General features: G+C 50.3%; 10 protein-coding genes. 8 read left to right on the plus strand and 2 right to left on the minus strand.

Translation table 11 applies throughout. The features are described from left to right. The first annotated feature begins 61 nt into the window (after positions 1-61). The gene (locus NYR02_RS05310) at positions 62-2,035 is read left to right on the plus strand and encodes a cytochrome c/FTR1 family iron permease (RefSeq protein WP_260975352.1); all 1,974 of its coding nucleotides are present in this window, start codon (positions 62-64) and stop codon (positions 2,033-2,035) included. On the opposite strand, the gene cadR is transcribed toward NYR02_RS05310, so the two are convergent. Further along, a complete protein-coding gene (gene cadR / locus NYR02_RS05315) occupies positions 2,013-2,420 on the minus strand; it encodes a Cd(II)/Pb(II)-responsive transcriptional regulator (protein WP_260975353.1) in 408 nt (135 codons plus the stop codon). The genes NYR02_RS05310 and cadR overlap by 23 nt on opposite strands. Positions 2,421-2,497: 77 nt before the next feature. On the opposite strand from cadR, the gene NYR02_RS05320 reads away from it, so the two are divergent. From NYR02_RS05320 to lspA, 6 genes are all read left to right on the plus strand, one after another. After that, positions 2,498-3,397: a cation efflux transmembrane domain-containing protein gene (locus tag NYR02_RS05320; RefSeq protein ID WP_260975354.1), complete on the plus strand. Its 900-nt coding sequence runs from the start codon at positions 2,498-2,500 to the stop codon at positions 3,395-3,397. Between the two features lie 631 nt (positions 3,398-4,028). Further along, entirely contained in the window at positions 4,029-5,369 is a 1,341-nt protein-coding gene (locus tag NYR02_RS05325) for a TolC family protein (RefSeq protein WP_140907667.1), read from the plus strand. Then, positions 5,366-6,307 (plus strand): efflux RND transporter periplasmic adaptor subunit, encoded by a 942-nt coding sequence (locus NYR02_RS05330; RefSeq protein WP_260975355.1) that lies wholly within the window; start codon positions 5,366-5,368, stop codon positions 6,305-6,307. Before NYR02_RS05325 ends, NYR02_RS05330 begins: the two co-directional genes overlap by 4 nt. A 74-nt stretch (positions 6,308-6,381) precedes the next feature. After that, positions 6,382-9,522: an efflux RND transporter permease subunit gene (locus tag NYR02_RS05335; RefSeq protein WP_260975356.1), complete on the plus strand. Its 3,141-nt coding sequence runs from the start codon at positions 6,382-6,384 to the stop codon at positions 9,520-9,522. Positions 9,523-9,600: 78 nt separating this feature from the next. Then, positions 9,601-9,921: a P-II family nitrogen regulator gene (locus tag NYR02_RS05340; protein ID WP_105934546.1), complete on the plus strand. Its 321-nt coding sequence runs from the start codon at positions 9,601-9,603 to the stop codon at positions 9,919-9,921. Positions 9,922-9,925: 4 nt separating this feature from the next. Then, the gene (lspA, locus tag NYR02_RS05345; protein ID WP_140907663.1) at positions 9,926-10,462 is read left to right on the plus strand and encodes a signal peptidase II; all 537 of its coding nucleotides are present in this window, start codon (positions 9,926-9,928) and stop codon (positions 10,460-10,462) included. A gap of 66 nt (positions 10,463-10,528) precedes the next feature. Here lspA and NYR02_RS05350 read toward each other — a convergent pair whose 3' ends face one another. Continuing rightward, the gene (locus tag NYR02_RS05350; RefSeq protein WP_260975357.1) at positions 10,529-11,341 is read right to left on the minus strand and encodes a sterol desaturase family protein; all 813 of its coding nucleotides are present in this window, start codon (positions 11,339-11,341) and stop codon (positions 10,529-10,531) included. 630 nt (positions 11,342-11,971) lie between these two features. Here NYR02_RS05350 and NYR02_RS05355 point away from each other — a divergent pair. Continuing rightward, positions 11,972-12,733 (plus strand): hypothetical protein, encoded by a 762-nt coding sequence (locus NYR02_RS05355; protein WP_260975358.1) that lies wholly within the window; start codon positions 11,972-11,974, stop codon positions 12,731-12,733. The last annotated feature ends 56 nt before the right edge of the window (positions 12,734-12,789 follow it).

Raw genomic sequence — 12,789 nt, forward strand, 5'->3', positions numbered from 1 at the left:
ATCATTAGCGATTCATGAATAAGAGAACACCGAGATGTTTGATTGCAGGAACCCACTGTTATTGCAACGCCTGAAACGAGCCACCCTTCATGCCATCATATTTCTGATGCTGCCACTTTCTCTATCTACCGGGGCGAATGAAGCTGAGATCCCAGACAACGTTACTCAACTCCGGCAACTGGCACAGCTCGCTGAATACATAGGCGTTGATTATGCCGAAGCGGTGAAAAACGGTCAGGTAATTAATGACAATGAATATCAGGAGATGGTGGAGTTTTCACAACTGATTGTTAGCAAGAGCTCGCTGGCCGCCACTGCTGATGCAGAGTCACTCGCAGTGCAAGCAATGGCATTGCAGAGGGCCATCCATGATAAGAAAGGTGTTGATGAGATCCGTCAAATGAGTGCCAGCCTACGCGGCACATTGTTGGGATTGATGCCACATTTATCCCTGCCGGAACGGATATTACCTCAAGAAAAAATCCGGCCGGTATTTGAGACTAACTGCGGATCTTGCCATGGAGTATCTGGTCAAGGTGACGGAGTGCTGGCAGCACAACTCGATCCCGCACCCACGGACTTTACCGATAAAGAGCGGGCATTAAATCGATCAATTTTGGGTTTATACGACGCCATTACCAATGGCATTGACGACACCGCCATGCCATCTTTTCAACAACTAACGGAGCAAGAGCGTTGGTCGATGGCATTCTATGTCGGTGGACTCGCTTTTCAATCCAGCGAACCTACTCACAATGATTTGAATATTACCAAACTGCAGCTGATTAATCACAACCCACTGCAACTGGCAGCAGCACGCCCTGATATAACCCTACAAGCTTTGGAGAGTTTACGCGCTAACCCCTCGGCATTATTCAAGGCATCCCAAGATCCCTTGGCAATCACATGGAATCGACTTCAAGCCGCCCAAAAAGCGCATCAGAAGGGAGATTTTTCAACCGCAAGTGAACTCGCCGTCAGTGCTTATCTGGACGGTTTTGAACTGATTGAAAACAGCCTCGATGCGCATGACAAAGCACTGCGCCAATCCATCGAGTCCAACATGATGGCACTACGACAATTGACCAGCCGCCCCGACGTAAACGGAGAATTGGGTGCGCTAATGGCGGAGACGCGGCATTTGTTGGATGACGCACAACGTTTGTTATCAGAGTCCACCTTGTCCGAAGGAGCTTTATTCACTGCTAGTCTGGTCATATTGTTGCGCGAAGGCCTGGAGGCATTGCTGGTTATCATTGCCTTAACGACGGTTTTGATAAGAACCGGGCGTCGGGATGCGCTTAAATATGTCCACATAGGCTGGATTGCGGCATTACTTGCCGGTGGTGCCACCTGGATCGCCGCTCAATCGTTGATCACGATCAGTGGTGCCAATCGTGAAATCATGGAGGGAATTGCCGCTTTATTGGCCGCGTTGGTACTGCTCTATGTTGGGATCTGGATGCATAGCAAAACCCAGGCTGCACAATGGCAAGCCTACATTCAGCAACATGTCGATACCCAACTTAAGTCTGGCACCTTGTGGGGGCTGGTGGCGTTGGCATTTGTGGCGGTTTACCGGGAGGTGTTTGAAACCGTATTATTTTATCAATCGCTGTTAACGCAGGCGGTATCAACCCAATATTCTTCTGTTGGTGGTGGCTTTGCGCTCGGTTTGTTGCTGTTAGCCATATTGGCGTGGGTGTTGATTCGCTTTTCCGTCAAGCTGCCGATCGCCAAATTCTTTTCAGCCACCACCTACTTGCTGCTAGCGCTCGCATTTGTCCTGATGGGCAAAGCTGTGTCGGCATTACAGGAGGCGGCCATCATCGGTATGACGCCATTACCTGTGAGTTTTGAGATTGACTGGATTGGCGTCAAATCCACCTGGCAAGGCGTGCTTGCGCAACTTTCGGTACTTCTGGTTTACCTGGTATTTTTAATACTATCCAAATCAAAACGCGCAACATCACCGCCGATAACACAGGCGTCCGATTTCAAGCGCGTAAGTGTTACCGCTTCTGATGCTGATTAGTGGTTAACGTTTGCAAGATGCCGCACTGTTCGATCGTCCTTTCACTGGAGCAGCTGCGGCGAAGTACTTTCAAATGCTCGCGCAGCTGAACCAGCTCCTGAATGCGCGTTTCCACTTGTTGAATGTGCGTATCCATCATGCGATTGACTTGATCACATTGCGCACCCGGTGAGCGTTTTAATGTGAGTAGCTGGCGGATCTCGGACAAACTGAGATCCAGGTTACGGCAGAACTTGATAAATAGCAGCTGTTCGACAGCAGCTTCATCGTAAAGTCGAAAATTGCCGTCACTACGCTGTGTCGTGCACAGCAACTGTTCTTTTTCATAGTAACGGATAGTTTGCACCGAGCAATCCGTCTTTTTTGCCAGCTCGCCAATCTTCATTTATTCAATCTCTGTGCTTGACTCTATAGTAACTATAGAGTTTAAACTGCCCACCTTGGATAGAACAAGGGTTTTTTATGACGACCACATGCGGTGGCAATTGCCAAAATAACGCGACGGAGAACACTCCCCAAATTGCCGAAGTACACGACGCTTCTCATGGCGGCTTTGTTAGTGAGTATCATGTCCCCAAGATGGACTGTCCTTCAGAGGAAGGCATGATCCGTATGGCGTTGGACAGTGTGCATCCTAAAGTCACATTGGAATTCGATACCCCCAAGCGCAAGGTGAGTGTCTACCATGGTGATAACGCTGACCTTATTGAAAAAAGAATGCAATCAGTCGGTCTGGGCGCGAGACTTGTCAGTACAATGCCCGTCGCCAGCGAGTCCATCGCCCGTGCACAGGCGTCTGCAAAACAGGAGGCAGAAAGAGAAGCTGGCATTCTCAAGTGGCTACTGGCAATCAATGGCATCATGTTTGTCATTGAAATTACTGTCGGCTGGTGGGCGCAATCCACTGGTTTGATTGCGGACTCCCTGGATATGTTCGCTGATGCCGCCGTCTACGGCGTGGCGCTGTATGCCGTAGGGCACAGTGTGCGGATGAAGTTGCGTGCAGCCCATTTTTCCGGTTGGCTTCAGATCATTCTCGCCTTGGGCGCTTTGGGCGAGGTGGTAAGGCGATTAGTATTGGGTAGTGAACCGGTTTCCACTTTGATGATGAGCTTCGGGCTTGTTGCCTTGGCGGCCAATGTGACCTGTCTGCTGTTGATTGCCAAAAGCCGGGATAGCGGCGCCCATATGAAAGCCAGCTGGATTTTCTCCGCCAATGACGTGATTGCCAATCTAGGGGTGATCCTTGCCGGTGGATTGGTGGCCTGGACGGGCTCACGTTATCCAGACTTGGTGATTGGCCTTATCATCGGTTTGATTGTGTTGAATGGTGCGCGCCGTATCTTGCAGCTCAAGTCCTGAGCCGAGCACAATATGAACAACAAGCAATGGTCTTTTTTTGATAACTCGCCAATAAAAATCCTCGACCTGGCTCGCTTTGATAAGCGGATAACAGGTAAACGAAAGGCGCTGGGACAATCGGGGATTGAATCCGTAATCAAGGGTGGACTGCTTTGCAGCCTATTCCATTTCATTGGGGTTATATTCGGTTTATGAGTCGAAAAGCACTGTCTTATCTGCTGTTACTCTTGATTGCACTGCAATCAGTGACAGCTATGGCTGACGTGCATCCCATTAATTATTCGGATACAGCCCCTTATTCCTCTGATTTCATCGATGGCTCATCATCGGGAGTACTGGATAGCTCGACCGCTACTGATCCCACTGATCAGAATATGTCCACTGACTGCCTGTTTCATTGCCATCACCATGGCTGCCATTGCCATGTCTATTTATCCGGTAACCTGACTCACCCAAACTTTTTGCATAAACATTCGTTGCATAACGACTCTCAAGCCCTCATTCCCGAGGCCCCATCCTCGTCGCTGTACCGCCCTCCAATCGCCTGATTTTACCGATTATGTTTTTTCTGTGTTGCCGTTATCGTTGCAACGCGCGGTTTGAATTATCTTAAATAAGTAGGATCTACCATATGCTATCAATACGTACTGCGCCGGGTTCTGGCGCTTTGGGGCGGAGGAATATCAAAAGCCGATGTATTCTGTTCAGTTTATTATTTTTCATTTCTTCGTCGGGGCTTAGCGCCGAGCCTGGGGACTCAACGATCACGCTGACCAATGCGGTGCAGCGCTCCCTGTCACAAAACCCGTCTTTGAAAGTTTTTCCCTACCGCTACGCAGCCCTTCAAGGGCAGGCCGAAACAGCCGGGTTAAGACCGGCGTATGAGCTGGGATTTGACGCTGAAAATGTCGGGGGCACTGGGGACTTCAGCGGCGCAGGTGGTGCTGAACTCACCATTGCGCTGTCTTCGGTCATCGAAATGGGGGATAAGCGCGCGGCACGGCAAGGCGTAATCTCCCACAGTCGGTCGGTGCTCAATGCCAGCCGACAGGTGGAATCCTTGGCCTTATTGGGCGAAGTCACCCGCCGTTACGTCGATGTGCTAGCGGCACAGGAGCAGGTCACCCTGGCTGGCGAGGCCGCCCAGTTGGCGAGCGAGAGCTTACGCATTGTGAAAAAGCGGGCTACGGCGGGAGCGACACCCGAGGCGGAAGTCAAACGGGCACAGGCCGCTGCCGAGCAAGCGAAGCTCGCTTTGCTTTCGGAGCAGCAACGGCTTGCTTATTTGAAAGTGTCGTTGTCTGCCCTGTGGGGGGTAACCTCACCGGACTTTGACAAAGTGGAAGGTGATCTATTCCAGTTTGGCGAGGACGTGGCATTCGACCTGTTGTACGCCAAAGTTGAAAAAAATCCTGCGATAGAAGTATTCGCAGCAGAGTCCCGCCTCAAAGAAGCAGAAATACGCCTTGCTCAAACCCAATCCAGTGCCGATATCAGTTGGTCGGTGGGGGTTCGTCGCTTGCAGGAAACCGATGACACCGCGTTGGTAGCGGGTTTCAGCATGCCGTTGTTTTCCGGCAAGCGAAATGTCGGCGCCGTTTCGACCGCGTTGGCCGAAAAAAATCAGGTGTTGGCAGAGCGCGATGTAATGCTGCTGGATCTACACACGCAACTGTTCCGGGCTTTTCACAACCGCAAACAAGCCATTGTCGCGGTAGAGGCACTGCGCACCGCCATCATTCCCGCCCTTGAGCAGGCCCTGGTAGAAACTCAGGCGGCCTATCAACGCGGTCGCTACGGGTATCTCGACTATGTCAGCGCGCGGCAGGAATTATTGAGCGCCAGGCGCACCCAGATCGAAGCGGCCGCAGCCGCCTTAACCTATGGTGCAGAAATTGAGCAGCTAACAGCAGAGCCCTTGGCCTTGACACAGTATGGCGAAGACAACACATTTTCAGGAACCCCACAATGAAATCAAATACCCAGTTAAAAAAATCATTTATCCGTCTAATTACGTGTTGCTTTGCGATCACCCTGTTGTCTGGACAAACTTTCGCCGAGACGGGTCACGGCGGAGAGGAAGAGCACGGTGAAGAAGGCCACGTCGAGCTGACCCAGGAGCAGATAAAACATGCCGGCATTACGCTGGCAACCGTTACCTCGGGCACCATCCGCGATGTTTTGCCAGTATATGGCGTCGTCGCCACCAACGCAGAGCGTGTACAGTCGGTAACGGCACGCTTCGACGGCGTTATTCGGGAAGTTAAAAAAAGTGTTGGTGATCCGGTTCGCAAAGGCGAACCCCTGGTGACTGTGGAAGCGAATGAAAGTCTGAAAACCTATTCGATAGTATCCGCACTCAATGGTGCCGTTACCCAGCGGAATGCAAACGCTGGCGAGCACACTACGGATATCCCGTTGTTGGTAGTACAGGATTTCTCAACGGTTTGGGTGGAGCTGTCGGTTTTTCCCAAGGATGTTGCTCAGGTTGAATTAGGCCAGTGGGTTCGCATTCTCAGTCTCGATTCGACCCATATCGCAGAGGGAAAAATCATCTATATTGCGCCGCTTGGCCAAACTGGTAATCAGGCCATTATGGCGCGCGCTTTGATCGACAACCCGAATGGCATTTGGAAACCCGGTCTCTTTGTCAACGCGCAAATCACCCGCGCCGAAATAGCCGCTCCAATGGTGATCCGCAACGAAGCCTTGCAAATCGTCGAGGATAACCCTGTCGTTTTTGTTCGGGGTGAGGAAGGTTTTGAAGCACGTACAGTGACTTTGGGGCGAACCGACGGTGAGCTAACCGAAGTGGTGGCAGGTCTGTCCGCAGATGAAGTGTATGTCAGCAAAAACAGTTTTATTTTGAAAGCGGAATTGGGTAAAGGGGAGGTTGGCGATGATGATTAATAGCTCCCTGAAAGACATTCTGGATTCCATCGGCCGGAGCAGCATTCTATCGCCGCTCAACGAAGGAGTGTGTGATGATCGATAAACTCATTCAATTTTCCATCGCACGCCGCTGGCTGGTGATGTTTCTGGTGCTGGTAACGGGCGCCCTGGGTGTCTGGAACTATCAGCAGCTACCCATTGACGCGGTACCCGATATCACCAATGTCCAGGTGCAAATCAATACAGAAGCCCCAGGCTACTCACCGCTGGAAGTGGAGCAACGCATTACCTACCTGGTAGAACTGGCGATCACGGGGTTGCCCTATGTTGAGAGTACCCGTTCGATATCACGCTATGCCCTGTCTCAGGTGACCGTGGTGTTTGAAAAAGGCACGGACATTTACTTTGCCCGCAATCTTATCAACGAGCGCTTGCAGCAGGCGAAAAGCGAGATGCCTTCGGGAATCGATCCGGCGATGGGACCCGTTGCCACAGGCCTCGGTGAAATCTTTCACTATGCGGTGCATGCGAAACCGGGCGCCTTGATGGAAAATGGTGAGCCGTATGATGCGACGGCCTTACGCACCTTGCAGGATTGGGTGATACGTCCGCAATTGCGCCTGGTTCCAGGTGTTACCGAAGTCAATACCATTGGCGGCTTTGAAAAGCAGTTCCACGTCACCCCGGAACCTTCAAGACTGCTGGCCTACCAGCTCAGCTTTGATGATTTAGTAGCGGCACTGGAGAAAAACAACGCTAATATCGGTGCTGGCTATATTGAAAAAAATGGTGAGCAATATTTAATCCGCGCCCCCGGACAGGTGGCTGACATCCCTGCGATCGAAAAAATCATCGTCGCTCGTCGAGCCGGGTTACCCATTACCGTGGCTGATGTGGCCGAGGTCGGATTCGGCAAAGAGTTGCGCACAGGTGCCGCTACTCGCGATGGTGAGGAGACTGTATTGGGTACCGCCGTCATGCTGCTGGGAGGTAATAGTCGGACGGTTTCCCAGGATGTGTCGGCCAAGTTGTTGGAGATCAATAAGACGCTGCCCGAGGGCGTGATTGCCGAACCGGTTTATAACCGTACGGTACTGGTCGATAAAACCATTGCCACGGTGCAGGCCAACCTGGCCGAAGGTGCGGTATTGGTTGTCGTCGTGCTCCTGATCATGCTCGGCAACGTCCGGGCGGCCTTACTCACCGCAATGGTGATTCCATTGTCGATGTTGATGTTGATGACGGGCATGGTGCAAACCAAGGTCAGCGCCAATCTGATGAGTTTGGGCGCACTCGATTTTGGCTTGATTGTGGATGGTGCGGTGATCATTGTCGAAAACTGTATCATGCGCTTGGCTGGGCGACAGCATCATCTTGGGCGCACCTTAAAACTGGATGAGCGTTTTCAAACGGTGTTTGCGGCCACCCGCGAGGTTTTTGCGCCGAGTTTGATCAGCGTGTTAGTGGTGATTCTGGTGAACTTACCCATCCTGGCTTTGACGGGCGTGGAAGGCAAAATGTTTACGCCCATGGCTATGGCGGTGATCATGGCCTTGCTGTCTGCGTTGGTGCTGTCACTCACCTTCGTCCCTGCCGCCGTGGCGCTGTTTATGACGGGGCATATCGAGGAGAAGGACAATTTTATTGTTCGCCACTCCAAACGGTTTTACGCCCCGGTTTTGGCGTGGGCGCTAAAGTTTCGCGTTCTCGTATTGTCTGCGGCCCTGATCTTTGTGGTTTTGGTCGGCGCACTGGCCACGCGGATGGGGACGGAATTTATCCCTAATCTGGATGAGGGCGATATTGCCGTCCAGGCACTGCGAATACCCGGCACCAGTCTCACTCAATCCCTGGATATGCAGTTTCAACTGGAAAAAGCGGTTCTGGAAATCCCTGAAGTCAAAACCTACTTCGCGCGCGTCGGCACGGCCGAAGTTGCCAGTGACCCCATGGGGCCCAACATTTCCGATGGCTATGTCATGCTCAAGGATCGCAGTGAATGGCCCGATCCTGATAAAACCAAAGCGCAGCTGTTGGAAGAAATTGGTGAGAAACTGACGTTGTTGCCGGGAAATGCCTATGAGATCAGCCAGCCGATCCAACTGCGCTTCAATGAATTGATTTCTGGTGTGCGATCAGACCTCGGGATCAAGGTGTTCGGCGATGATTTGGACCAGCTGCTTAAATCGGGCAGCGAAATCGCGGCGGTATTGACTGGCATCGAGGGCGCCGAAGGTGTCAAGGTCGAACAGGTATCCGGTTTGCCTATTCTGTCCATTAATGCTGATCGTTCAGCTATGTATCGTTATGGCTTGAATGTCGCCGATGTGCAGGACGTAGTCGCCGCCGCCACGGGCGGTGAGGAGGCTGGCCTGATCTTTGAGGGCGACCAGCGGTTTTCGATAGTGGTGCGAGTGGCCGAGGGCATAAGGGGCGACTTGCGCGCGTTGGAACGTTTGCCGATACCGCTGCCAGAGGGCGGCTACGTACCGCTGCGGGAAGTGGCCAGTCTCACGCTGGCCCCTGGACCTAATCAGATCTCTCGCGAAAACGGCAAGCGGCGACTGGTTGTCAGCGCGAACGTTCGCGGTCGTGATTTGGGTGGTTTTGTGGCTGAAGTTCAGGGCAAAGTTGCGCAACAGGTGAAATTGCCGCCCGGCTATTGGCTGGAGTATGGAGGCACCTTTGAGCAACTGCAATCGGCCTCGCAGCGGTTAAGCCTGCTTGTCCCCGTCACTTTGGTGATGATTTTTGCACTGTTGATGATGACCTTTGGTTCGGCAAAAGATGCGGCATTGGTCTTCAGTGGCGTACCGCTGGCGCTGACCGGTGGCGTTATCGCCTTGTGGTTAAGAGATATTCCCCTCTCGATCACAGCCGGCGTTGGGTTTATTACCTTATGCGGGGTTTCTGTACTGACGGGGGTCATGATGGTGTCGGCCTTTCGAGATGAGCTCAATCGGGGTGAATCCGTCGAGCAGGCGATTCAGGGCGGCGCCATGTTGAGATTGCGGCCGATTTTGATGGTCGCTCTGGTGGCTGCATTAGGCTTCTTGCCGATGGCACTCAACACCAGCACTGGAGCAGAAGTCCAAAGACCACTGGCCACGGTAGTCATCGGCGGCATTATCTCATCCACGTTACTCACTCTATTGGTACTTCCCGGCCTTTATCGACTGGCTTGGCGAAAGCCAAAAGAGATTGATGACAACGGCGATCCGATCGCTCAGTGACACCCTCAGGATCGCGGCACCCAACCGATTGTCGCGATCCATCCAACAGCAATGACGACACTTTTTTGGAGTATTCACATGAAACAAATTACCGCTTTTATACATCACGTTCGGTCCGCTGATGTCATCGACGCACTGCGTGACGCGGGTTACAAAAACCTATCGCTACTCGACATCAAGGGTACTTTGAAGCCCCTCGGGGAGCGGGAATTGGCCTATTCTGCCGAAGCTGGCGTGGTTATCTCAGAAGTACAATTATCTCTGGTCTGTGATGACAATCAGGTGGATGAGGTGACGGCTATCATACGCAAAACCGGGAAAATCGGACCCAACATATCCGGTTGGGTATACGTCACCCCTGTCGAGCAAGCGCTACCGATTGGAGGAAAAGAAAATTAACTTCATGGCGAACTCTAACCCGACAAACACCTTTTGTGGTTGGCTGTGTCTTTCCGGTTTGATATTACTGATGGACCAGGCGAGTAAGTATGCCGTTGAGCGTACGATAGAGTACGGTGAGCGCGTGGAGATTAACTCAATTCTTAATATCGTACACATGATGAATCCTGGGGCTGCATTCAGCTTGCTAGCTGATGCTGGTGGCTGGCAACGCTATTTCTTTATTGCATTAGCCTCTGGCGTATCGGTTTGGTTGGTTTGGACAATGCGGCGGCGTCCAACCCGGCTTGAAGCGGCGAGCTATTCGATGCTGCTTGGTGGTGCATTGGGCAACCTGGTTGATCGTGTATGGCGTGGATCGGTAGTGGACTTTCTTGATTTTCACTGGAGCTATTCTCATTGGCCAGCATTCAATCTGGCTGATACAGCGATATTCATAGGGGTATGTATTTTTATTGTGAGTACCATAGGTAGTAGGAATCATCAAGTTCATGATGAAGGCGATAACAGCGACCATGAAAACAACAAAGGAATGAGGTAAGTGGAGAACACGCTCCCGCTGTGGCATGTGGAGCGTGTTCTCGGATTTATCAATTACTAAATAACCTCATGTCTTGTCCCGTCGAAAAGGCTGCATCAACTGTTGCCAATAGTCAGCTGGATAATTCGGCGTTGAAGCGATACCAAGATCTTTAGTACCGATCGTTCGTTCAGAGTCAAAATAAGCCGTTCCCAACAAGCGATCCGTCAAGGTGGTAAAAAGCCCGAAGTTCACATCGCCTTCTTCTGCCGTATTTAAGTGGTGGAAACGATGCACCGCGTTGATTGCGAGAACCCTCCTCAGCGGTCCAGTAAAATACGCCACGTTCGAGTGCTGCAATAGTAACTGAAGCACTACTGCAACCACCAACAACATCAGGACATTTTGTGGCACTCCTACAAAGAGCAATGGTGTCGTTCCTGCGACGGTTTCTATCAATTGATGCAATGGATGTTTCATAAGACCATTAAAACCGTATAGCCGCTTTACGCTGTGATGAACGGCATGAAGGCGCCACAGTGAAGAGAGGCGATGACTGGCAAAATGCGCCAGGGTGATGCCAACATCAGAAATGAGGATCGCCAAAAGTAACTGGAAAGCCAGCGGCCACCCGGAAGGCCATATCGGTGCCAAGACCAGCAAGCCACCAAATAACGGGAGTACAGCAACGCCAATAACATTAAGTGACTCGTTCATAAAGGCGTGAAGCAGATCGCGTCGCTGATCTTGTTGCGGTTCATTAAACGCACGATCATAGGGTGTCAGTTTTTCGGTGGCGAAGGAAATTCCTATAAATACCAAGATCAAAAATACCAGCCAACCTTGGTTGTAACCCTCGACATACGATCTGGCTGAGTGGCTGATACGCAGCTTCAACATTCAGCCTGGGTATGGGCTGGCCCGATATCTGGGTGTTAGTCGCCGTTATAACAATTTTCGTGCAGTGCAGGTGTGGGTGTTAGAGCAGCAGCGCAACTGGCCTGCAGAAAAACGCACAACCGGAAATTTACGCAGGGAGTTCTCTTTGCTGTTACCAATTGAGCAATATTAATCAAGGTTTACGATATATTACCCTTTATACAAGACTTTATTCTTGCCGATATTTTCCTGCTCGAAAAAATAATATATAGGTAAAAATTTATTTAATTGATAATGTATATTGTAAGTACAAGGATTAACTTTTTGTTCATAAAACCATATTTATAATATTTTTAACCTTTTCCGTATATTGGTATACATACGCAAACTTTCGCACCTTAATTAAACTTTTCTGTATGTATACCCAGGTATGACAAAGAACAATTTTTTTCATATTTTTTGAAAAAAAATGCTTGTCAACATTAAAAAACTGGAATAGCTTTCCCATGAAATCAATCACTGGATGGGCTGTTTATGGTGAGTAGAATTACTAACCCGGGAATAAAGAAATCATTGGTTTTTTCTATCAGATATCCTGGTTTGACGGCTAGTTTTCAACCAGGCTCATCTCAGTATGTCAGGCTGAATGAAATGACTGTTGCCAACGGTTCGGTTAGGTCGTTGATAAAATTTTTAGATTCATCGCTGAAAAATCTGATCAAATCGCATCATGAAAAAACCGATCTCAGTATTGATTATGCGCCGGAGGTCCCGTGTGTTGATTCAGGGAATCAGAGTGAGAAACTGAACAGCATGGTCATTTTTGAATTGTTCGGCGAGGATCTTACGGACTCACTGGTTGAGCGGTTTCAGACGTACTCAAAAACTCTAATGCATTCAATCGTTGCGCCTGATTTGTTGTCGCAGATTGACTTTGATTTACCTGAAAATATCAATTCAGACATTCATGATGAAATGCATACCATTGATGAGTGTGCCAACCAATTTTTAGCCCGCAATGGCGGTCGTGATATCAATGGAAACTTTTCGATTGCATTCGATCAGAATGGCCAGGAGGTCAGCTTTTCAAGGTTTGAAATTAAAAAGCCAAATATTAACCGGGGCAAACCAATCGATATTAGTGGTTATGGTGAATTTGATGGGCTAATTCGCTCAGAACTGACCCTCTTGCTAAGACCGATAGCCAATGGAAAAGTCTGTAATCAGCAGCGATTTCTCGTCAGCTCCGCGATTGTTTTTGATCCAATCCTTAAAGACGATGTCAGCCAAAAATACATATCCTATACAGGTACTATTCGGCCTGATGCCAGAGATAAAATGATGCCATTCATAACAGCCATTGAGCTGGTTGATGAGGTACCGGCTCCGGCTGGAGACCTCTTTTCTTCGTAGTTGATAATTGTTAAGGGGTTCTACCCCGTTTTCACGGACGGTTTAATAAAGCACTA

The organism is Thalassolituus pacificus (assembly GCF_025318105.1).
In the GTDB taxonomy this organism is placed as follows: Bacteria; Pseudomonadota; Gammaproteobacteria; order Pseudomonadales; family Oceanobacteraceae; genus Venatoribacter; species Venatoribacter pacificus.